This window comes from Pseudarthrobacter sp. N5, from assembly GCF_050157035.1.
Taxonomy (GTDB): domain Bacteria; phylum Actinomycetota; class Actinomycetes; order Actinomycetales; family Micrococcaceae; genus Arthrobacter.
On record NZ_CP189593.1, the window covers coordinates 3,496,785 to 3,517,726 of the forward strand.

Here is a 20,942-nt window from a genome sequence, read left to right on the forward strand (position 1 = left end):
CCCACCGACCCTAGTTCGGCTGTGGACTGGTTTTTTTGTTGGATGCCTACAAACAGGCCGCACGGGTTTTGACCTGAACAGACATCTGATCAAGTACCTTGCCAGCACGTTCGTCGTGCAGGGCGTTCGGTCCCTGTCTGGACGGCCCGCCGCTCGTACTACTCTCCGCCGACGACCGCGCCGTCACAGGGTGACCAGAAACCAATGCCCTCGGCCATCCGGCTGGGAAGTCCACCCTGGTAATCCGCCGGTACGGTCGGGGCAATAATCCGGTTGCGGCCGGCGGCCTTGGCGGCAAACAGCTGGGCGTCGGAGAGGTCAACGAGTTCTTCTGCGGATCCGGCGGGCCCTGACGCACAGCCGCCGCTGACCGTCACAGCGATTTCCACGCCCGCCGCCACCATTGGTGCCGACGCGATGACTCGGCGGATTCGGTCCGCGACGACCAGCGCCCCACCGAGGTCGGTCCGGGGCAGGATGACGAGAAACTCCTCACCACCCCACCGGCCGGCCACATCTCCTGCGCGCAGTTCGCTAAGAAGGCGGGCGGAGAACTCGGCGAGCACCACATCGCCGGCGGGATGCCCGTAGCTGTCATTGACGAGTTTGAAGTGGTCGATGTCGAGCAAGAGCACACTCAGCGGGTCGTGGTGGCGCACCGCCTCGGCGTGATGATGGGCGAGCTCCTCCTGGATGTGACGCCGGTTGTGCAAGCCGGTGAGCCCATCGGTGCGGCTGAGCAGGTCCAGTTCGGTGTTGCGCTGGCGAAGCTGGTCCTGCAGTTTCTTGACGTGCGCGGCTGCGGCGACGCGTGCAACGAGTTCGGCCGGCTCAAACGGTTTTTTGAGGTAGTCGTGGGCGCCGCCACGCAGCCCGCGCAGGACGTCTTCCATTTCGGTGAGTGTGGTGAGGAAGACGACCGGCAGATCCCTGAGATTCGGGTCGGCCTTGAGTTCGGCGAGCACTTCGTATCCGTCGAGCCCGGGCATTTCGATGTCGAGCAGGATGACGTCGGGCGGAAGGTGCCTGCACTGTTCGAGCGCCGCCGCCCCGTCGACAGCCTCAACGACGTGGTAGCCCTCCGCTTCGAGATGGGACCCGACGACCGCGCGGATGACGAGCGAATCATCCGTGATAAGCACGGTAGTCCCGGTCCCGACAGCCGCGGATTCGGTCCCGACAGCCGCGGCCACGGAAGCGCCCGTCACAGCCGTGCCGCCATGGCATCAGGATCGGCCACGAGCATCAGCTCGCCATCCGTGTCGATTGTTCCCGAGATCAACGCCTGGTCCGGACCGGTAGCGGCCGGGCGGATGTCGGCGACGGCGATGCGCCGAAGCCCTGTGACGGCATCGACAAGCAATCCGAACGTCGTGCCACGGGTCTCGACGACGAGGACATATGTGCCGCCGCCGCCCAACACCGAGATGACCGTCAGCGGCGGCTGGCCGGGCAGGATGCCAACGATGTCCGACGCTGTCCCCGGCAAGGAACGGATGCCGGCGGCGGTGCGCACCGCCCGGGTGGCCTCCACCGGGAGGCAGTACGCCGCTCCGGCGGACTGGAAGCAGACCATGGTCATCATGGGGTCTGTTCCCGCTGTTTAGCGTCGAGAAGTCTGTGAAGTTCGGCCGGGTCATAACCGTCAATCGCGAACCGAAGCTGCGCCGGGTCGGACGCCAGCAGGGCGCGCCGAGCCGCCCCGAAGGCGCGTTGCGCCGACAACTGCTCGCCCAGGGCCTCGAGAGCAAGCGCGAGATGCAAATGGGCAAGCGCATCGTCCTGTGCGAGGTAAACCCACTTGCGGAAGATGACGACGGCGGCCCGCTCATCCCTCGCGGCGAACGCCTGCTGCCCGGCCGCTGCCAGGCGTGCTATGGCGGCGGATTCGTTATCGGCTTCCAGGGGCGGGACTCGTTCCGGACTCGCGAGCCGCGCGGGCGCCTGCTTGCCGTTCACCAGAGCCCGCACGGCGGTGGCGGGCGCCCGTTCGGCTGTGACGGGTGAAGGCACACCGGGAACCGCAAGCGGCCGGTAGGCGTAGGTGTCGCCGATCCTCACGGTCTCATAGCGGTCGCCGGCCGCCCGGATCGTCTCGGCCGCACCGAGAAACAACCACGCCGCAGGCAGAGCGTTCGCAACACGGTCAAGGAAAACTTTGGCGTGTTGGGGAGAGAAGTAGATGAGCACGTTGCGGCAGAACACAAGCTGGCACGGGCGCACCCGGTCCGGGACGGCGTCAGTGAGGTTGTGGTGCAGCGGGCTGACCCGGTCCCGGAGCGATTGGTTGATTTCCCAGGACTGGCCGACGGGCGTCAGGTGGCGCGCAATCCGATCCGGCGCCAGGCCCCTGACTTCCCCGGCCGTGTAACGGGCGGCTCTCGTCCGGTGCAGTGCAGAGGTGGACACGTCGGTTGCGATCACCGACCCTGTGACCCCGCGTTCCTCGAGCAGCATGGCAAGGCTGAACGCCTCCTGCCCGTTGGCGCAGCCGGCACTCCAGATGGTGACCGGCTGCGGCAGGATCGGGAGAATGTCGCGGGAGAGCACCTCGAAATGCTCTGGGTGGCGGAAGAATCCCGTCTCCTGCACCGTGACCCGGTTGAGGAGGTCCTGGCACAGGGCGGCACTGCTCGAGAGTGCCTGGAGATAGTGCTCGGGGTCCATCCTCAGGCCGGCGGCCTCGTCACGGATGCAGCGCCGCAGTCGGGCACGCAAGGCAGGCTCCGGCCGGAGGCCGACCTCGGTTCTCAAGAGCTCGGCCACTCTGTCGATGATCATTCCCGACGGTTCGAGCGCGCTCATGCCCGCACCAACGACACAGCCCTGAGAATCGCGGCCGCGAGCTGCTCAGGCGGCAACAAACTCGTGAGCGCACCGAGGCGTTGGGCGGCTTGCGGCATCCCGAACACCGCGCACGAGGCCTGGTCCTGGCCCAGGGTCTGGCCCCGCTGGCGGTGGATCTCAAGCAGCCCATTGGCGCCGTCGTGACCCATCCCTGTCATGATTACTCCGACGCCGGCTGACCCGGCCTGCTCCGCCACGGAGCGGAAGAGTTCGTCGGCGGAGGGCTGGTGGATCATGACCGGGGTGGTCGCGAGTTCAAGCCGAAGGTTAGCGGCCAGACGCAGGTGGACTCTTCCGGGGGCAAGATAGACACGCCCTGGCCGCGCGACAGTGTTGTGCGTGGCGATCTCCACCGGCAACGCCGATGCGCGGGCCATCCAATCAAACAGTCCGCCGGTGAAGTCCGGATGCAGGTGCTGGACGACGAGGACCGGCGCGTTCAGCCCGCGGAGCCCCGCCAGCACCGTAGCCAGTGCCTTGGGGCCACCGGTCGATGCGGCCAATGCAACGACCGCTTGCCGGCCGCTGCCCGGCTTCGGCGTGTCCGCCCGCGGGATTTTGGCCAGGCCACCACGGGGATGCCGGATCGCCTGGACCTTGCTGATCTGACGAACGGTGTGGCGGAGCTGGGTTTCCAGCTCTGTGCTCCAGCAGCCCGGAACCGGCAGCGCGTCGAGGGCACCGGCGACGAGGGCATCGACGGCCGACGGGGAATGCCGGTCCGCGATCCGGGAAGAGAGCACCAGGATGGGCGTCGGCGTGTACGCCATGACCTGTTCGATGAAATACTGGCCGCTGCCGTCGCTCGTGCTGAGGCCGAGGATGATCACGTCGGGATTCTCGCGGGACACGAGCCCGATGGCGGCCGCCCCGGTTGACGTCTGGCCGAAGACGGCGATGTCCCCGTCGCGTTGCAAACCTCGGGTGAGCGGGCCACCGTGGGTGGGCGCGTCCTCAACGATGAGCACCCTGATCGCTTTGCCGAGCGAGGTGCCGGTCATGCTCGTGCGCCGATCAGACGGTTCACTGCCATGAGCAGACTGCCCTCATCGAAGCTGCTCTTGAGGATGAAGCCGTCAGCGCCGGCGTCGAGCCCTCTCTGACGGTCAGGCGCGCTCGAGCGGGAGCTGAGAATCAGCACGGGGATGTTCGCCAGTGATGGATGCGCGCGGACCGCTTCGGTCAACTCGAAACCGTCCATGTTCGGCATTTCGATATCGGTGAGGATCAGATCGCTGGCTTCCTCGGCGAGCTTCGACAGCGCATCCATGCCGTCGACAGCGACACGCACATCGAAGCCGGCCCGTTCCAGGATGCTGCGCTGCAATTCACGGATGGTCAGGGCGTCATCCACGACGAGGATCCGCTGGACTGATCCGGTGGACGGCGATTCCCTCAGCTTCGGCGCCTCGCCGCCACCGGAGTGCCTGGCCCTCTGGATGAGCCCCGGCGGGTCCAGCACGATGAGCACGGAGCCGTCCGGTTCGACGCTCGCGCCCGCGACCGCGGGCAAGTGTGCGAGCAGTCCGTTCAGCGCTTTGACGACGACGTCGCGCTGGCCGACGAGACGGTCCACCTGGAACGCGTGCCGGCGGGCTGTGTCGGCGAGAACAACGACCGGGCCGTTGGTCTGTTCGGCGGAAACCAGGCCGAGTGTGCCGGCCAGGTTCGACACCGGCACAGGCAGGTCCTCGACGAAGAGGACCGGCCGCCCTTCGGCGCTGGACTGGCTCGACGGGTCGTAGCGCTGGGACAGGACCACCCGATGGAACGGCAACGCGAAGCGCTGGCCTCCGGACTCGACAAGCAGGCAGCGCAGCACCGCGAGGGTGATCGGGACGATAATGCGGAACTCGGTGCCCAGCCCTGGTTTGGAGCGCACCTCGATCCGGCCGTGCGCCGCCTCGACGCTGGCGCGAACGACGTCGAGTCCGACTCCCCGGCCGGACACGGCGGTCACAAAGGTTCTCGTCGAGAGTCCGGGGTGGAAGACGAGGTGGAGGATGTCCTCCTGGCTCATCCCATCGGTGTCGATGCCCTGGTGTTCGGCCTGCTCCCGGATTCGCCCTGTATCGATCCCGTTGCCGTCGTCGGTGACGGCAATGATGACTTCGGAGCCGAGCTGCATCGCGTGCAGCCTGATGATGCCCCCCGCCGGTTTCCCGGCCCCCGTCCGCAGGGCGTCGGACTCGATGCCGTGGTCGACGGCATTGCGCACGATGTGCAGCAGGGAGTCGGACAGCTGCACCAGGACCCCGCGGTCGAGCTCGGTGTCGGATCCTCGCACGTCCCAGTGGATCGTCTTGCCTTGGGTGCGCGACAGATCACGCACCGCGCGCTGCAGCTTGTCGGTGATGCTGGCCAGGGGAACCATCCGGGTGCGCATTGCGCGGTCCTGCAGTTCGTTCAGGGTTCGCGAGAGATCGTTGAATTCGGAGTTGAGGGTGGGGTCGGCGCCGTACTTTTCCATAAGCATGCGGCCGACCCGCAGGTGCGCGGAAGCCGACTCGCCGATCAGCCGGACCATCTCGTCGAGCCGTTCCATCGGCACCATCACGACGCCGCCGGAGTCGCCAGCGCCAGAGGCCTCGGCCGTGGGATGTGGCCGCTGCGCCTCCGCAGGTTCTAGAGCCGGCCTCACCGTGCATCGATCGACGGCGGCGAGCCGGCCGCCGGTCGGCGGCTCGGAGACCGCAGGGCTCTCCCGCCGACTGACGGCCGCCGAGGGTTCGGCCGTGCCGAGTGTCCCGGCGATGACGTGGCCGAGCCGGTCGGCCCCGGCTAGCAGTGTGTCGATGATCTCCGGGGTGACGCGCTGCCGTCCGGCTCTCAAACCGTCGACGATCTCCTCAAGCCCGTGAGCGACTTCGCTCACCTCGTCGAGCCCAGCGACGGCCGCGGAACCCTTGAGGGTGTGCAGCTCCCGGAAGACGGAGCGGATCAGGGTCTCATCTCCCCCGGCCTGCTCGAGCTGGAGCAGGAGCTGATCCAGGTCCGCGAGGCGAACTTCGGCTTCCTGGGCGAACAGTTCCCGCACCTGTCCTAAGCCGAGCACGCTCACCCTCCCGCCCCGCTCGAGACAATGATTTCCCTGCCGGGCGCGCGGCCGAGCCGATCGGCGGCCAGGAGTACATCCGGGTCCAACAGCACCGCCACCCCGTGTTCTACCCGGTAAGTGCCGGCGGTGCCGGGCAGCTCAGATGGGCCGATGGACGCACCGAGAATCGCCCGATGGGGGAAGGCCGTCGCTGAAAGCCCGATCGGGCCTTGCCGGGACTGAAGGACGAGAGCGAATGCCGTGGGCCCGGCGCCGGGAAGCCCCAGCAACGCGGCGGTGTCGAGTAGCGGCGCGATTTGCCCCCGCAAATTGAACAGCCCGAGCACGTGCGGCGGCGCGGTAACCAATCGGGTCAGGATCGGGGCCGCCACCACTTCCTTGACCCGGTCGATTGGCACGGCGTACAGATCGGGCCCGACCGGGAGGAGCACGGCGTGCACGTCAGTCATCGGTGGCCGCTGCCGGCGCCTGCGGTGGATTCAAGGTTGTGGGCCAGATCGGCGAGGTCCCCTGCGGAGGATGCGATCTGCTGGGCCGTGATCGAGACCTGGCGGCTGGCATCGGTGAGCTGCTCCATCGTCTCGACGACCTGGGCTGTGGCGCTGCGTTGCTGCTGGGTGGTCAGACTGACCTGACCGTTGGCATCCGTGACCGCCTCTAGCAGCAGCAGTCCGTGTTGCATCTGCTTGGCGCCCTTTTCCATGGCCATCACGGTGGCATTGGTTTCGCGCTGGACGGCCGCCACGATCGCGGCGATGTCGCCCGCGGACGTCTTGGACCGCTCGGCCAGCCGGCGAACCTCGTCGGCCACCACCGCGAAACCCCGGCCGTTTTCCCCGGCACGGGCCGCTTCGATCGCGGCGTTGAGGGCGAGCAGATTGGTCTGATCCGCGATGTCGTTGATCAGCACCAGCAGGGCGTCGATGTCATTGACCCGCCCTGCGAGGGCCAGGGTGCGCTCGCTCGACAGGGTGATGTCGGTCTCGGCCTGCTCCAGGTTTTGCCTGGTCTCTGCGGTCTGGCGGGCCACCGCGTCGACGGTGTCCGCGATGGCTACCGACGACCGCGCGAGCTCCTCGGTTGTCGCGGTAGCCTGCGTGACCGCCGCACTCTGTTGGGTGGTGATCGCCGCCAATTCGTCAGAGGATGCCGACAACTCCGTTGCCGCCGAATTTACCTCAACCCCGGCCGCACCGAGTTGGCCGACGAACTGCTGGCAGGTGGCCAGCATGGCGTTAAAGGATTCGGCCAGCAGGACGAGTTCAACGGACCCTGCCGGAACCGCGCGGGCCGTCAGGTCACCCTGTGCTACCCGGTGCGCCACTGCGCCCAGCCGTCTGACCGATCGGATGGTTCGCCAGGCCAGGGCGATCGAAACGGCCGCGGCAAGGACCGCGCCGATGATGACTAGCATGATGGTGCGCTGGACCTGGGTGGCTACCGGTGCAAGCACCTGGCTGGCGTGTTGCTTCACGATGAGGACCCAGTTCAGTTCGCTCACGACGTTATAGCCACCGATGACATCTATGCCCTTGTAATCGGTGAAGCTGGCCGAGCCCGGGTTACCGGTGCTCAGGGCCTGGCGGCTGGCCTCGGTGTCCACCGTCGTGCTCAGTACGCCGGCTGCGAGCAGCGCGGCCTCATCGGTTGCCTTTCCGAGTGAGGCGGTGTCGAAGACCAGCTGGCGCTGGGAGTCGGTGACAACAACTTCGTCGCCCGCGCCGAGCTCCGGGTTGAGCAGTTTGGGCAGCACCATCGGGTCGAGATCGGCGACGACGACGGCCTGCACGTGTCCGTCAGCGTCCATCACCGGTTGGGCGATGATCCAGTGGATCTGACTCCCCTGACGGACCAGGGAAGTCACCACCGGCTTGCCGGAGACAGCGGTCTGGAACCAGCCCTGCCCGGCCGGGGCCAGTTCCATCCCGGCCCTGCTCGTGGACAGAACCTTGCCGGCGACATCGGTAATCTCGATCAGCGTGTAGCTGCCGTAGGCCTTGTCCATTGCCGCGAGCCGGGCCGCAGTTGCGGGGCTGTCGAGTTGACCGCCGACCGTGGCGGCGATGACCTTCAGATCGCCCTGACGTTCGGAGAGCCAGTCCTCCACCCGCAACGTGGCCGCGCTGGCCAGAGCAACGCCCTTGTCTTCAGCGGCAGCGGTCAGGCTCGCCGATGACTGCGTCGTCAGCAGCACCGCCAACACGATCATGAGCGGCAGCGACACCAGCAAACTGGCCGCCACCATCTGAACGCCGAAACGGCGCGGTAGTGCACGCCAGCGGCGTTTGGTGGGCGTGGCCATGTCAGTTCCCTGACTTTCTATTCGCGCATTCATTGAGAGCGGCTTCACCACGTTGGTCAGGCGACCTTCATCGCTGACGGACCGAATGCGCGCGCATGGGTTTGGGACCGAACCCGAATTGGTCCCCAATCGCAATTCCTATTCCGGGACAACTCCCCGAAGGTCGCACTGACTCCCCCCATCCATCGCCTGCTTACCCTAGTCGGCGCCGGATTGCTTGTCTATGCCAATCTCATTCAGGACTACCGTGGCGGCTGGGTGCACACGTGCGGCGAGACAAGTGGAGACAAGGGTTGGTAGTGTTCCTCGGCCAGGATATCGACCTGGCTGATGGGGGTAGGTTTTACCTAACCACGTTCCTGGCCAGGAGCCCGTACAGGTTTGCATAGCTATTGGCGTCCAAACCGAAGGCGATCCGCGGATTGGACGCCTTTGACCGGCCGCCTGCGCCGAAAAGCTACGCACTCCGTTTAGCTGTGACGCGCCCGCACCTGCTCAACAGGATCAGACACAGCCTCAAGCCCAACAGGCACTCATTTGTTAATTTGGAGACGGACCACTCGAAAGTGAGGGCGCGGTTCATCGGGGGCGTCGCGGCCAGAGCCTGATGCGGATCCAGGAGCGGCCGCCGCTCCCTCAAGAGGCCATAGGCCTTCAGGCTTTTTACTACTTGATGGTTACATCATTTTATATAATAGTCCATCTGAGGCCGTCGCCAGTCAGGAGCCTGTTCTCCGCAGGTCAGGGGCATGGGTGCTGCAGACAGGAATTACGGCGCCAGGCCCTCCGCAAGGGCAATAAGGCACCCAGGTCCGGCATCCCGGTTTCCAGGCGCGCCCGGGCGACGGCGATGACGTCCAGATCGGTGTTTCGGCAAGGTGAGCAACGGGGTAGCCGTGGGCAGCAGGCGCCACCCAGCGTCGGGAGGATTCCTGACCAGCACGGTGCCGATGAGCAGTCCGGTCTCAACCCTGAGCCGGGATGCGGCGGGCCGTGCACCGGCCGGTTCGGCAAGGAGTCCTTCGAGCACTTGCAGTCCCGGTGCGGCGTCCGCGAGGACCTGGCCGCGGGCTGTGCCGGCGCCGGGGTTGTGCCGGGAAAAATCCGTGAAAAGTTCCTGCGGATCCCGTGGGCCGGTACGGAGTGTCCGTCCGGGCTATCGGAACGCCGGGCCAGGAGGAGCGGATCGGCTCCGATCCCTGTTATATTGGATGATGGATCTATAAAATAGTCAAGCAAGAGCTTATGGTGATCGGCCGGGAGGCAGGCATGGAAGAATTCTCGGATTTCCGGGCGCCGCTGTACGAGGTCAAGGCCAACCTTTTCAAGGGCCTGGCCCATCCGGTGCGGATCCGCGTGCTGGAGCTGCTGTCGGCAGCGCCCGAGGTGTCAGTGACGGACCTTCTGGCCGCAACAGGCCTGGAGGCCTCGCATCTGTCCCAGCACCTCTCCGTGCTGCGCCGTTACCATCTGGTCCGGGGAGAGCGTCGGGCGCTGCAGATGTTCTATTCGCTGGCGTACCCGCAGGTAGCCGGGCTTCTGGAGGTGGCGAGGCTGCTGCTCAATGACATGCTGCACACCACCCGGGAGCAACTCGAGCACTCCGAGGCAGCCTCCCAGGGGGCAGCAGGAGGCAGCATCCGATGAGGGCGCTGGATGCGGCGCGGGCACTGTTGCCGGGCCGGCAAGACTACGCGGATTTGCCGCGCACCTGGAAAGGGGACCTGGTCGCGGGCGTCACGGTGGGCATCGTTGCGCTGCCGCTGGCGTTGGCGTTCGGGGTCAGCTCCGGCGCCGGAGCGGCCAGCGGACTGATCACCGCCGTGATCGCCGGTGTGATCGCCGCCGTCTTCGGAGGTTCCAACATCCAGGTCTCCGGCCCCACCGGCGCCATGGTCGTGGTTCTTGGTCCGGTCATTGCCGCTCACGGCCCGGGAGCCCTGGCCGCGGTCTCTGTCCTTGCCGGGGTGATCGTCGTTGCGGCCGGGTTGCTGAAACTAGGCCGCGTGGTCACCTTCCTACCCTGGCCCGTGATCGAGGGCTTCACCCTCGGGATTGCGGTGATTATCTTCCTGCAGCAGGTTCCGGCTGCGTTCGGGGTCAAAGCAGGGTCAAGCAGCAATGCCGCTGCTTCGGCCATGCAGGGCCTCGGAACGGTGTCCCCGGCGGCAGCCCTTGCCCCGGCGGCGCTGGTGGTTCTGGTGGCGCTGATCATGCTTGCAGCACCACGGATCCACCCGCAGATCCCTGGCTCGCTGATCGCAATCGTCGTGGCCAGTATTGCCGCCCAGGTGCTGGACCTTCCGGTGGCCCGGATAGGCTCCCTGCCCGACACGCTGCCGGCACCGGTCATGCCTTCCCTGGATTGGGCGACCATAACGGCGCTGGCCGGGCCGGCGGCCACGATCGCTGCCCTCGCAGCGATCGAATCGCTGCTCTCGGCCCGGGTTGCCGCGTCGATCTCCGATACCGGCCCCTATGATGCCGACCGTGAGCTCCTGGGCCAGGGCCTGGCCTCGGTCGGCTCCGGTTTCTTCGGCGGCATGCCCGCCACAGGGGCCATCGCCCGCACCGCAGTGAACATCCGCTCAGGCGGCCGGACACGGCTGGCAGCCATTACACACGCCCTGGTCCTCCTGGCCGTGGTCTACTTGGCCACCGGCCCGGTCTCCCGGATCCCGCTGGCCGCTTTGGCCGGGGTTCTGATGGTTACCGCTACACGTATGGTCTCCCTCGCCACGCTGCGCAGCGTCATCGGATCCACCCGGGCAGACACGGTCGTGTTCTTCATCACGGCAGTGATCACCGTGTCCTTCGATCTGATCGAGGCAGTGGCGATCGGCATCGCCGTCGCGTCGTTCTTCGCCCTGCGCTCCTTGGTCAGGTCCAGCGGCGTGCACCGGGAGGAAATCCCGGGGCCGGCGCAGGACGGGGACGAGCACATCGCCGTCTTCCGCCTCGACGGGGCCCTGTTTTTCGCCGCCGCCGAACGAGTCCTGGAACGGGTCAGCGCGATCCGCAACGCCGACGTCGTCATCATCCGCATGTCTCAGCTCCAGGTCCTGGACGCGACAGGTGCCAGAGTCATCACCGACATCGTCAATGCCCTCGAACGCCGCGGGATCACCGTCCTGATCAAAGGCATCCAGGACCGGCACCTGGCCCTGATCACCCGTGTCGGCGTCCTGGAATCCCTGCGCCACCACAAGCACCTCTTCGCTGAACTGCCCCCGGCCGTGGAACACGCCCGCAGCCACGTGGTCCGTGCCCGGGCCGCCGGGCACCCAGGACCGGACGCCGGGCCAGGGCCGGACCCGGCAGAAGCCCGCGCAGAAGCCCCGGCAGCACCACGGCGAAATGAATGATAAGGAGCGCCCTTCGCCGCCAACAGCACCCGCGGAATCCCGGCCGGAACGGGACTACCTGCCGCATTACTGCATGGTTTTCGCTCTTGCGGCCCTACTCCTGCTCGACGGTTTCTCCGCACTCCCTGCGGTGCCCGGGAGCGTGGCCTGTACGGCGGGGATCGTCCTGATCTCACTGGCCTCAGCCATCCCCGCTGGCTTCGCCGCCCTCCACATGCGCAACCGGACTGGCCGCCGCTCAGACAGGCCAGCCGCGCAACGGCATGACAGAGGCCGGCCATGACCGCCGAACGCAGCTCACTGCCGGCGTGTAAGTACGCCTGGCCGGGCCGGCCCGCCTACCCCGCCGACGCCGCCGAATGGAACCGCTCGTACAGCGAAACCGATTACGGCTGGGCACCTGCCGGCACGATCATGTCCCCGACCCGCCCCACAGCCCGGAAGCCAATGATGGAACAACACCTGATAAACATCGACGCCGCATCCGTGGAAATCGAAACCCTCGAGCTCCGGATCGACCAGGCGAGGGGCGATCTCGTGCGGTCGCTGTGCGAGGCAATGGCCGCCCAGGTGCCGGTCAAGGCTGCTGCCGCTGCGGCAAGCATGAGCGTCGCCGAACTATTCGACGCCCTCCGCCAGCATCCGGACCCCGTGCCTCCCGAAGACGAAAGCGACTAAGTCTTCTGGCTTTCATCCCCCGTTAGCCGGACCCTTGACGCCCGTGTCCAACCAACAAAAGGAAACCCTTTGACTAATATCTCGAAAATCAAGGTTGTTGGCTCCGTTGTGGAGCTCGACGGCGATGAAATGACCCGCATCATCTGGCAGTTCATCAAGGAGCGCCTGATCACCCCGTACCTCGATGTGGACCTGAAGTACTTCGATCTGTCCATCCAGAACCGGGATGCCACCGACGACCAGGTCACCGTGGACGCCGCCAATGCCATCAAGGAACACAACGTGGGCGTCAAGTGCGCCACCATCACACCGGACGAGGCCCGGGTTGAGGAATTCGGCCTCAAGAAGATGTGGGTCTCGCCGAACGGGACCATCCGCAACATCGTGGGCGGCGTGGTATTCCGGGAGCCCATCATCATCTCCAACATCCCGCGTCTGGTGCCGGGCTGGAACAAGCCGATCATCATCGGCCGGCACGCGTTCGGCGACCAGTACCGCGCCACCAACTTCAAGGTCCCGGGTGCAGGCACCCTGACCCTGACGTTCACGCCGGCCGACGGCTCGGAGCCGATCAGGCAGGAAGTCGTCACATACGGGGAGGACGGCGGCGTGGCCATGGGCATGTACAACTTCAACGATTCGATCCGGGACTTCGCCCGTGCCTCGTTCGCCTACGGCCTGCAGCGGAACTACCCGGTGTACCTCTCTACGAAGAACACCATCCTGAAGGCCTACGACGGCCAGTTCAAGGATCTGTTCCAGGACGTGTTCGACGATGAATTCAAGGACCTGTTCGAGGAAGCCGGCCTGACGTATGAGCACCGGCTGATCGATGACATGGTTGCCTCCGCGATGAAGTGGGAAGGCGGCTACGTCTGGGCCTGCAAGAACTATGACGGCGACGTCCAGTCGGACACCGTGGCCCAGGGCTTCGGCTCACTGGGTCTGATGACCTCGGTTCTGATGACACCGGACGGCACAACGGTAGAGGCCGAAGCGGCACACGGCACCGTGACCCGGCACTACCGCCAGCACCAGCTGGGCAAGCCCACGTCCACCAACCCCATCGCCTCGATCTTCGCCTGGACCCGCGGGCTGATGCACCGCGGCAAGCTGGACAACACCCCGGCAGTAGTCGAGTTCGCCCGGACGCTCGAAGACGTGGTCATCAAGACTGTGGAGTCCGGCAAGATGACCAAGGACCTGGCGCTCCTGGTGGGCCCGGACCAGGCGCACCTGACCACCGAAGACTTCCTCCTGGCCCTGGACGGGAACCTGAAAGCGCGCCTGGGTTGATTCCGGCCTTCGGGGACTCAATAAATACGGCGCGGGCTCAGCGCTACGGAAGCACCAGCACACCGTCCACGCGCCGCGGGATTCCCAGCGGGTTGGTATCCCGCCGGGGAAGGGTGCAGCACGCTCTCCGGTGCGTCCTGGTGGGCGACAGGCCGCTGGAACCTGCGCACCGCCGTCGCGCCCACGGAGGTGAACAATGAGGTGGTGGCCAGGTACGGCCCGCCGTGCTGCTGCGCCCAGTTCACGGCAACACCGGTGGGCCAGCCGTCAAAGAGCACCCGCCCCCCCCCCCAGCCCGGACAGCTTCGGTGATGCGGCGGCATCCATCGGCATCGATGGTCAGCGGTTTTTCCACCACGACGTCGGTGCCCGCCGCCAATGCCTCCACGGGGTAGTCCGCGTGGGTGTGGTCCGGCGTGATCACCACAACGCATTTGATGGCGTTTTCCTGGATGAATGCGGTCAGCTGACCCGGCTCGAAGGACGGGACCGGGGTTGTCCCGCCGAGTTCCCGGATGAGGCGCTGGTAGAACTCCACGCGCCCCGGATTGACGTCGGACAGTCCCAGTTCGGCGACGCCGGCGTGCTGGCCGATGATGGCCCGGATGTACATTTCGGAGCGTCCTCCCGTGCCGATCAGGGCAATGCGGGCCTTCGTTCCAGGAACATGCTGGACAGGTCCCGGCGCCGCGGCAGTTCTGTCCGTGGCGGTGTCCGTGGCGGTGTCCGTGGCTGCAGAACGCGGCTGGGCTGTGTTCACCATGAGGAGTGTCCCTTTCGAAAGGCTCGATTGCCTGCGGGGTGGCGGCTTATCTGGTGGCTTGTGCGGCGGTTTGTCCTGCAGTTTGTGCGACGCGGTAAGATTAATGAGAAAGCGTTTTCTCGAAGCGTTATTGATTTTATGTCCAGACATTAGCGGTCACGTCAACCACCAGCCGGAACCCCGGCCGGAACAACGGTCCGGCACAGGCGGGAAAGGGGCATATGGGCAAGCGGGCCAGCGGGCCAGGGGCCAGCACCGGCAGAATAGGAATCGTCGACGTCGCCACCAGGGCAGGGGTTTCCCACGCCAGCGTTTCGCGGGTCGGCGCCTCTCTTCGCTCGTTGGGCACAGCTAGCCGCCGGAGGAAAGCGTTTCCACTCCGTTATGCTTTGTGTCAAGACCCTGCCGGCCGATTCTTTCCGCTGCGCCGGGCCGGTAGAAAAACCAGCGGCGCAGGGAAAGAGGACGCATGGGCAGGAGATCAGCCACCGGCAGGATCGGCATCGCGGATGTCGCAATCAAAGCCGGCGTGTCGCATGCCACCGTGTCACGCGTTATGAACGGGAACTTCACCGTGGATGTGGACATCGCAGCCCGCGTGCGGGCAGCAGCCGCCGAGCTGAAGTACCAGCCCAATCCCGTGGGACGCAGTCTCGCACTGGGCAAGACCGACACGATCGGCATCGTGGTCCCGGACCTCGCCAACCCCACTTTCCAGGCCATCCTCCGCGGCCTCAGCATGGCCGCCGCCCAGGACGGCTACCGCGTGCTGATAGCCGATTCCTCAGAAGTCCCCAGCGAAGAAGCCATCCTCGCCGGCGAAGCGCGGCGTCGCTGCGACGGCCTGGTGCTCTGCGCGCCCCGGATGAGCGACGCCGAACTCCAGGAAATCGCCCCGTCACTTCAACCACTGGTACTTATCAACCGTCCGGCGCCCGCTGGCTCCCCACCCAGCCTCATGGTGGATTACCGCCAGGGAATCGAGGACGTGGCGGCGCATCTGAGGGACCTGGGCCACCGGAAGCTACTGTTTCTGGCAGGCCCGCCCACCAGCGCCTCCAACGCCCAGCGTCTGGTTGGCCTGGCGGAGTTCCTGGCGGACCACCCGGACACTGAGCTGCAGCATCTTGCGGGCGGGTCCAGCTTCGAAGCCGGCCATGAGGCCGCGGACGCCGTAATTTCCAGCGGCGCCACCGGCGTCATCGCCTTCAACGACCTCGTGGCCATGGGGCTGCTGAGCGGGCTGCATGAGCGCGGCATCCGCGTTCCGGACGATGTTTCCGTGACCGGTTTTGATGACATCCCCTTCGCCCGATACACCACCCCTCCGCTCACCACCGCGGCCGTGCCCATCACGGACCTTGGCAGGCAGGCCTGGCAGCGGATGTTGGGGCTGATCCGAGGCGAGGCCAATCCCACCTCTGCAAGCACGTTCCAGCCCCAGCTTGAAATCCGCGGCAGCACCGGCCCAGCCCCAGCCTGATTGACGCACCCGGGCCTGACCGGCGCGGAATACACACAACAAGCCGCGACCAACAAACCTCGTTGCTCTATCACTTGGCGTCGTTGTGAGGGCTCAGAACGACGCCAGGTGATAGCGCATCAGGGATTGCCGGGCGGTTGGCGCCTACTTTCCCGTGCCCAGCCCGGCTTCCTTGTAGTACCCCTCGATGTGGTCGGCCACAAGCGCACCCGCACGTACGCCGTCGTCGTTCCTGATGGCCGCCAGGATCTCTCGGTGCTCTGCGCGGAGCCTGGCCGCAGTGGCATCCCAATCCGGCAAATTGGCGGTGAGCCTTCCCGCATAGCCCTGGATGGCTTCGCGTAGCGAGCCCATCATGGCGCTGACAACAGCATTTCCGGCGGCCTCGGCGAGTGCCAGATGAAAGCGGACATCCAGGGCCAGGAACTCATCCACCGTGGGATCGGCGTCCATCTCGTCCAGGAGCGCCGCCGCCTGGGCAAGCTGAGGGGCGCCGGGTCTTGCACGGGCCGCTGCCCAGGATTCGAGAAGCACCCGTGTTGCCACGATGTCCGCGACGGGCAGGTGCTGGGTGGCAACGTGAAGGCGCAATGCCGAGCCGAGGGCCGCCGTCGGATCCGCGATCACCACCGTGCCGGCGTCCGGACCCGAGCCCACTCCCGCCCGTACCACCCCCATTGCTTCCAGGATCCGGATGGCTTCGCGGACCGAAGTCCTGGAGACCTCCAGCTGCTCGGCCAGGGTGCGTTCGGCCGGAAGCCGCCCGCCCACGGTGAGCCGGCCACTGAGCAGCTGGTTCTCAATCCATTGCAGGACAAGTTGGTGCGTGCGCATTCTGTCATCTTACTTGATGTGGTTGGACCACATGACCTAGAGTGTGGTTAGACCACAGAGATTCAAGGGAGAAGCACGTCATGACACAGATTCTCGAGCCCCAGCTGGCTACCACGGGGGACGGAACCCCCGCCACGCCACCGACGCAGCCCGCCGTCGTCGGCGTCCCTCCGGCCTTGAAGCGCCGCCTCCCCAAGTACTCGGACCTGGCGCCGCTGATGCAGTTCAAGAAGCCCGAGTTCAGCCGCGCCGCAAGACTTCGCCGCGCGAGCACCATCTGGGAACTGCGGGACATGGCCAAGCGCCGCACACCTCAGGCCCCGTTTGATTACACGGACGGCGCGGCGGAAGCCGAGATCACCTTGCGGCGTGCCCGGGAGGCATTCCTGGACATCGAGTTCCGGCCAGGCATCCTGCGTGACGTTTCCAGCATCGACCTCAGCACGGACATTCTGGGCAAGCAGTCCAGGCTCCCCGTAGGCATCGCGCCCACCGGCTTCACCCGGATGATGCAGTCCGAGGGCGAGTACGCCGGCTCCCAGGCCGCCGAAGCCGCCGGCATTCCCTACACGCTCTCCACCATGGGCACCGCCTCCATCGAGGACGTGGCCGCGGCAGCACCGAATGGCCGCAACTGGTTCCAGCTGTACCTGTGGACGGACCGGGACCGTTCCCTGGAGCTGATCGAACGCGCCGCCAAGGCGGGCAATGACACCCTCATGGTCACGGTAGACACGGCCGTGGCAGGTGCACGCCTGCGCGACGTCCGCAACGGCATGACCATCCCGCCGGCGCTGACCGTCAAGACCGTGCTGGACGCGTCCTACCGCCCGGTCTGGTGGTTCAACTTCCTCACCCACGAGCCCCTGACGTTCGCTTCACTCTCGCGTTACACGGGCACCGTGGCGGACCTGATCAACTCCATGTTCGATCCCACCCTGACGTTCGATGACCTGGACTGGCTGCGCGAAACCTGGAAAGGGAAGCTGGTGGTCAAGGGCATCCAGACCGTGGACGACGCCCGCAAGGTGGTGGACCACGGTGCCGACGGTGTGGTGCTCTCCAACCACGGCGGGCGCCAGCTGGACCGCGCACCCATCCCGTTCCACCTGCTGCCCGAGGTATCCGCGGCGTTCAAGGCAAACAATAGCGACGCCGCCATCATCCTGGACACGGGCATCATGAGCGGCGCGGACATCATCGCCGCGCTTGCCCTTGGCGCGGACTTCACGTTGATCGGCCGGGCCTATCTCTACGGGCTGATGGCCGGCGGGAGGGCCGGTGTGGACCGCGCCCTCCAGATCCTGGAGAAGGACATGGCCCGCACCATGGCCCTCCTGGGCGTCAGCAAGATCTCCGAGCTCACCCCGGACCACGTGCGGATTCTCGGCAAGTAGCCCCGTTCTAAAGCAAACTAGCTCGCAGTTATGGTCGTTCCGAGCGCTCAGAACGACCGCAACTGCGAGCTAGTTGGGCATTGGGGCTAGATCAGGCCTTGGGCGAGCATGGCGTCGGCAACCTTGACGAAGCCACCGATGTTCGCACCCACCACATAGTTTCCGGGTGCGCCGTATTCGTCCGCGGTGGCTGCACAACGGTCGTGGATTCCCACCATGATCTCCGTCAGCCGCCGCTCCGTGTGTTCAAAGCTCCAGGAGTCTCGGCTGGCATTCTGCTGCATTTCCAGGGCGGACGTTGCAACACCGCCGGCGTTGGCGGCCTTGCCTGGCCCAAACAGGATTCCGGCGTCCTGGAAGACTGCCACGGCGTCCCGCGTGGAGGGCATGTTGGCACCTTCGGCCACGGCAACCAGGCCGTTCTTGACCAGCCGGGCTGCAGCATCGCCGTCGAGTTCGTTTTGCGTCGCGCACGGCAGCGCCACTGTGGCGTTGACATCCCACACCGAACCGCCCTCCACATACGACACAGCAGATCCGCGGCGCACCGCATATTCCTTGAGACGGGCGCGCTCAACTTCCTTGATCTGGCGGAGAAGGGCGACGTCGATCCCCGCCTCGTCCACGATATAACCGGAGGAATCGGAACAGGCCACCACAGTGGCGCCCAAAGCGTGCGCCTTGGCGATCGCGTTGATGGCCACGTTCCCTGAACCCGAGACCACCACACGTTGGCCGCCGAAGGAGCCGCCGCGGGTCTTGAGCATTTCCTCGGTGAAGATCACCGTGCCGTAACCGGTGGCTTCCGGGCGCACCAGGGATCCACCCCAGGAGATTCCCTTGCCCGTGAGGACGCCTGATTCGTAGCGGTTGGTGATGCGCTTGTACTGGCCGAACAGATAACCGATCTCGCGGCCTCCGACGCCGATGTCCCCCGCCGGAACGTCCGTGTACTCACCGATATGCCGGTACAGCTCGGTCATAAACGACTGGCAGAAGCGCATGACCTCGGCGTCGGAGCGGCCGCGGGGATCGAAGTCCGAACCGCCCTTGCCGCCGCCGATCGGCATGCCGGTCAGGGCGTTTTTGAAGATCTGTTCGAAGCCGAGGAACTTAACGATGCCCAGGTACACCGAGGGATGGAACCGGAGGCCACCCTTGTACGGGCCGAGTGCAGAGTTGAACTCCACCCGGAAGCCGCGGTTGATCTGCACGCGGCCGGCATCGTCCATCCACGGTACCCGGAAAATAATCTGCCGCTCGGGCTCGCACAGCCGTTCGAGGACGGCGCCTTCAAGGAATTCGGGGTGCCGGTCGTGGACGGGGCCCAGGCTTTCAAAAACCTCGGTCACGGCCTGGTGGAACTCGTGTTCCCCCGGGTTTCGCGCCAAAACGGTGTCGCGTACGGCTTCTAGCCTTGAGTCCATGCAACTTCCCTAAACCTCGGCGCCGGAGGTCGGCGCACATATCCATGATTGATTTCATGGTTACACCGGGGGTCGTGGGGTCTCCATCTCAACCAATTGCGACCACGCAGGCATTTATGCAGGAAGCCCGCGAAAGGCACGGAAACATGCGGAAATTCTCGGTGAACACAATCATCACCAGGTGAGAAGCGTCACGCTGGCTTGATGCCCGGCGGCTACTTCTTCCGGCCGAACTTCGGCAGGTTCGCCAGAAGGTCGGCGGCCTTCGTCGCGGCCCGGCCGACCGTGCGGCCGATCTGCTGGGGCACGGTGTCGTCCGCCGCGGATCCACCCGGAACAACGACGGCGGGACTCAACTGGCCGCCGGCTGACCGTCCACTTGACGGAGCCCCGGCTGGACCTGCCGGCTGCGTGGCAGTTGACGCGGACGCCGCTGGCCCACCAGCCGCGGTCCCGGCCGCTGACCGTGGATCCTGGCCCTGAGGGCTGTTCGCCCCGGCAGCCCCGCCTAACCTGACGCCCGCCGCCTCGCCTGCCTTTGCGCCGGGTGACTTTGCGATGGCGTCCGCGGGGCCGACGTCGAACGTCTCGAGCCAGCTGGCAATCCCCGCCAGTGGTTTGGGGTTGAGCGCGTAGTAGCGCTTCTGCCCCTGCGCGCGCATGCTCACAAGATCGGCCTCCCGAAGCACTTTCAAGTGTTTGGAGATGGTGGGCTGGCTGGCCTCAAGCTCATCTACCAGCTCCCCCACTGCTTTGTCCCCCGCGCGGAGGGATACCAGAATGTCACGCCGGGTTGCCTCAGCAATGACGGCAAATACGTCGTCTGTCACCATGCATCCCACCCTAGCGACATATACGCCGGATGGCATCAACTATTTGCGCGTGACCCGGCATCGGTGGTGCACTATTGCCCCCGTCCTGCCGCGTTGCTACAACGGAGTCACGGTCTGTCCGGCAGATCCGGGGGATCCGGCGGAGGCCGCGCGACCATGAGGGTGAGGGGACATGACGGAGTTCTTCCGCCGGCAGATGTTCAACATCATCGCGGCAGCGTTCCTGGGGCTCTTTGTTGCCGTCTGGGCAGCCGTCCTGCTGCGGGTGGGTAGCTGGGTGCCCGACGGCCGGACCACAGCGCCTGTGCTCAACGGGGCCCTTGTGACGGCCGCGGGCGTGCTGGCGACGTCCCTGAGCTCGCTGACAGCATCTGCCCTCGGGTTCACCATCGCCGAGGTCCGCCGGGACCAGGCAACCGCCTCTGCGGCGGCCAGGACGTCAGCCGCCTTCAGCCCCGCTGACGTTGCCGCCAAACTGTCCGGCAGGATCATCGCCGCGATCATAGTCTACATGGCAGTTGGCCTGCTGGTGCTTCTGCTCTGGCTGTTCAAAGGCACGGCGTCAACGGACCTGATCGGCGCCTTCGCGCTCTCGCTGCTGGGCTGGCTGATCGGTGCGGCGGGCGTGGTGTTCCAGACGGAAAAACCGGCCGGTTAGC

At 66.0% G+C, this 20,942-nt stretch carries 17 protein-coding genes and 2 pseudogenes; 7 read left to right on the forward strand and 12 right to left on the reverse strand.

The window, feature by feature from the left end:
- Positions 1 to 158 precede the first annotated feature (158 nt).
- From ACQCST_RS16815 to ACQCST_RS16845, 7 genes are read right to left on the reverse strand one after another with little or no spacing between them, the layout of a single operon-like run.
- Positions 159 to 1,208, reverse strand: coding sequence for a diguanylate cyclase (locus ACQCST_RS16815; RefSeq protein WP_426996860.1), 1,050 nt, complete (start codon positions 1,206 to 1,208; stop codon positions 159 to 161).
- Positions 1,205 to 1,585: a chemotaxis protein CheW gene (locus ACQCST_RS16820; RefSeq protein WP_426996861.1), complete on the reverse strand. Its 381-nt coding sequence runs from the start codon at positions 1,583 to 1,585 to the stop codon at positions 1,205 to 1,207. The genes ACQCST_RS16815 and ACQCST_RS16820 overlap by 4 nt, the downstream gene beginning before the upstream one ends.
- Positions 1,582 to 2,805, reverse strand: a complete 1,224-nt coding sequence (locus ACQCST_RS16825; RefSeq protein ID WP_426996862.1) for a CheR family methyltransferase — start codon at positions 2,803 to 2,805, stop codon at positions 1,582 to 1,584. The genes ACQCST_RS16820 and ACQCST_RS16825 overlap by 4 nt, the downstream gene beginning before the upstream one ends.
- Positions 2,802 to 3,848, reverse strand: coding sequence for a chemotaxis protein CheB (locus ACQCST_RS16830; protein ID WP_426996863.1), 1,047 nt, complete (start codon positions 3,846 to 3,848; stop codon positions 2,802 to 2,804). The genes ACQCST_RS16825 and ACQCST_RS16830 overlap by 4 nt, the downstream gene beginning before the upstream one ends.
- The gene (locus ACQCST_RS16835; protein WP_426996864.1) at positions 3,845 to 5,908 is read right to left on the reverse strand and encodes a hybrid sensor histidine kinase/response regulator; all 2,064 of its coding nucleotides are present in this window, start codon (positions 5,906 to 5,908) and stop codon (positions 3,845 to 3,847) included. Before ACQCST_RS16835 ends, ACQCST_RS16830 begins: the two co-directional genes overlap by 4 nt.
- Positions 5,905 to 6,354, reverse strand: coding sequence for a chemotaxis protein CheW (locus tag ACQCST_RS16840; protein WP_426996865.1), 450 nt, complete (start codon positions 6,352 to 6,354; stop codon positions 5,905 to 5,907). Before ACQCST_RS16840 ends, ACQCST_RS16835 begins: the two co-directional genes overlap by 4 nt.
- A complete protein-coding gene (locus tag ACQCST_RS16845; RefSeq protein WP_426996866.1) occupies positions 6,351 to 8,207 on the reverse strand; it encodes a methyl-accepting chemotaxis protein in 1,857 nt (618 codons plus the stop codon). The genes ACQCST_RS16840 and ACQCST_RS16845 overlap by 4 nt, the downstream gene beginning before the upstream one ends.
- Before the next feature lie 1,269 nt (positions 8,208 to 9,476).
- Between ACQCST_RS16845 and ACQCST_RS16850 the strand changes: the two genes are divergently transcribed.
- From ACQCST_RS16850 to ACQCST_RS16865, 4 genes are all read left to right on the forward strand, one after another.
- Positions 9,477 to 9,854 carry an ArsR/SmtB family transcription factor gene (locus ACQCST_RS16850; RefSeq protein ID WP_426996867.1) on the forward strand — a complete coding sequence of 126 codons (378 nt, stop codon included), beginning with the start codon at positions 9,477 to 9,479 and terminating at the stop codon, positions 9,852 to 9,854.
- A complete protein-coding gene (locus ACQCST_RS16855) occupies positions 9,851 to 11,572 on the forward strand; it encodes a SulP family inorganic anion transporter (RefSeq protein ID WP_426996868.1) in 1,722 nt (573 codons plus the stop codon). Before ACQCST_RS16850 ends, ACQCST_RS16855 begins: the two co-directional genes overlap by 4 nt.
- 279 nt (positions 11,573 to 11,851) lie before the next feature.
- Positions 11,852 to 12,250, forward strand: a complete 399-nt coding sequence (locus ACQCST_RS16860) for a hypothetical protein (protein ID WP_426996869.1) — start codon at positions 11,852 to 11,854, stop codon at positions 12,248 to 12,250.
- A 78-nt stretch (positions 12,251 to 12,328) separates the two neighbouring features.
- Entirely contained in the window at positions 12,329 to 13,546 is a 1,218-nt protein-coding gene (locus ACQCST_RS16865) for an NADP-dependent isocitrate dehydrogenase (RefSeq protein ID WP_426999206.1), read from the forward strand.
- Positions 13,547 to 13,589: 43 nt separating this feature from the next.
- Here ACQCST_RS16865 and ACQCST_RS16870 read toward each other — a convergent pair.
- Together ACQCST_RS16870 and ACQCST_RS16875 are read right to left on the reverse strand one after the other, a co-directional pair.
- A pseudogene (locus ACQCST_RS16870) lies at positions 13,590 to 13,830 on the reverse strand (aldehyde dehydrogenase (NADP(+))); the annotation flags it as partial.
- Between the two features lie 2 nt (positions 13,831 to 13,832).
- Positions 13,833 to 14,309: pseudogene (locus tag ACQCST_RS16875) on the reverse strand (Gfo/Idh/MocA family protein); the annotation flags it as partial.
- Positions 14,310 to 14,778: 469 nt separating this feature from the next.
- Here ACQCST_RS16875 and ACQCST_RS16880 point away from each other — a divergent pair.
- Positions 14,779 to 15,792: a LacI family DNA-binding transcriptional regulator gene (locus tag ACQCST_RS16880; protein ID WP_426996870.1), complete on the forward strand. Its 1,014-nt coding sequence runs from the start codon at positions 14,779 to 14,781 to the stop codon at positions 15,790 to 15,792.
- A 144-nt stretch (positions 15,793 to 15,936) separates the two neighbouring features.
- Here ACQCST_RS16880 and ACQCST_RS16885 read toward each other — a convergent pair whose 3' ends face one another.
- Entirely contained in the window at positions 15,937 to 16,626 is a 690-nt protein-coding gene (locus ACQCST_RS16885; RefSeq protein ID WP_426996871.1) for a FadR/GntR family transcriptional regulator, read from the reverse strand.
- 80 nt (positions 16,627 to 16,706) lie between these two features.
- On the opposite strand from ACQCST_RS16885, the gene ACQCST_RS16890 reads away from it, so the two are divergent.
- On the forward strand, positions 16,707 to 18,023 hold the full coding sequence (locus ACQCST_RS16890) for an alpha-hydroxy acid oxidase (protein ID WP_426996872.1): 1,317 nt from the start codon (positions 16,707 to 16,709) through the stop codon (positions 18,021 to 18,023).
- Positions 18,024 to 18,109: 86 nt separating this feature from the next.
- Here the strand turns inward: ACQCST_RS16890 and gdhA are convergent, their stop codons facing one another.
- Positions 18,110 to 19,450 (reverse strand): NADP-specific glutamate dehydrogenase, encoded by a 1,341-nt coding sequence (gdhA, locus tag ACQCST_RS16895; RefSeq protein WP_426996873.1) that lies wholly within the window; start codon positions 19,448 to 19,450, stop codon positions 18,110 to 18,112.
- Between the two features lie 215 nt (positions 19,451 to 19,665).
- Positions 19,666 to 20,283, reverse strand: a complete 618-nt coding sequence (locus ACQCST_RS16900; protein ID WP_426996874.1) for an ArsR/SmtB family transcription factor — start codon at positions 20,281 to 20,283, stop codon at positions 19,666 to 19,668.
- Positions 20,284 to 20,455: 172 nt separating this feature from the next.
- Between ACQCST_RS16900 and ACQCST_RS16905 the strand changes: the two genes are divergently transcribed.
- Positions 20,456 to 20,941, forward strand: coding sequence for a hypothetical protein (locus ACQCST_RS16905; protein ID WP_426996875.1), 486 nt, complete (start codon positions 20,456 to 20,458; stop codon positions 20,939 to 20,941).
- Position 20,942: the final 1 nt, after the last annotated feature.

What these genes read in the sequence shown, in the direction of transcription:
- ACQCST_RS16820 (WP_426996861.1), bottom strand. Translation starts at nt 1,585, where the DNA reads ATGATGACCATGGTCTGCTTCCAGTCCGCCGGAGCGGCGTACTGCCTC.
- ACQCST_RS16825 (WP_426996862.1), bottom strand. Translation starts at nt 2,805, where the DNA reads ATGAGCGCGCTCGAACCGTCGGGAATGATCATCGACAGAGTGGCCGAG.
- ACQCST_RS16830 (WP_426996863.1), bottom strand. Translation starts at nt 3,848, where the DNA reads ATGACCGGCACCTCGCTCGGCAAAGCGATCAGGGTGCTCATCGTTGAG.
- ACQCST_RS16840 (WP_426996865.1), bottom strand. Translation starts at nt 6,354, where the DNA reads ATGACTGACGTGCACGCCGTGCTCCTCCCGGTCGGGCCCGATCTGTAC.
- ACQCST_RS16845 (WP_426996866.1), bottom strand. Translation starts at nt 8,207, where the DNA reads ATGGCCACGCCCACCAAACGCCGCTGGCGTGCACTACCGCGCCGTTTC.
- ACQCST_RS16850 (WP_426996867.1), top strand. Translation starts at nt 9,477, where the DNA reads ATGGAAGAATTCTCGGATTTCCGGGCGCCGCTGTACGAGGTCAAGGCC.
- ACQCST_RS16855 (WP_426996868.1), top strand. Translation starts at nt 9,851, where the DNA reads ATGAGGGCGCTGGATGCGGCGCGGGCACTGTTGCCGGGCCGGCAAGAC.
- ACQCST_RS16860 (WP_426996869.1), top strand. Translation starts at nt 11,852, where the DNA reads ATGACCGCCGAACGCAGCTCACTGCCGGCGTGTAAGTACGCCTGGCCG.
- ACQCST_RS16880 (WP_426996870.1), top strand. Translation starts at nt 14,779, where the DNA reads ATGGGCAGGAGATCAGCCACCGGCAGGATCGGCATCGCGGATGTCGCA.
- ACQCST_RS16885 (WP_426996871.1), bottom strand. Translation starts at nt 16,626, where the DNA reads ATGCGCACGCACCAACTTGTCCTGCAATGGATTGAGAACCAGCTGCTC.
- ACQCST_RS16890 (WP_426996872.1), top strand. Translation starts at nt 16,707, where the DNA reads ATGACACAGATTCTCGAGCCCCAGCTGGCTACCACGGGGGACGGAACC.
- gdhA (WP_426996873.1), bottom strand. Translation starts at nt 19,450, where the DNA reads ATGGACTCAAGGCTAGAAGCCGTACGCGACACCGTTTTGGCGCGAAAC.
- ACQCST_RS16900 (WP_426996874.1), bottom strand. Translation starts at nt 20,283, where the DNA reads ATGGTGACAGACGACGTATTTGCCGTCATTGCTGAGGCAACCCGGCGT.
- ACQCST_RS16905 (WP_426996875.1), top strand. Translation starts at nt 20,456, where the DNA reads ATGACGGAGTTCTTCCGCCGGCAGATGTTCAACATCATCGCGGCAGCG.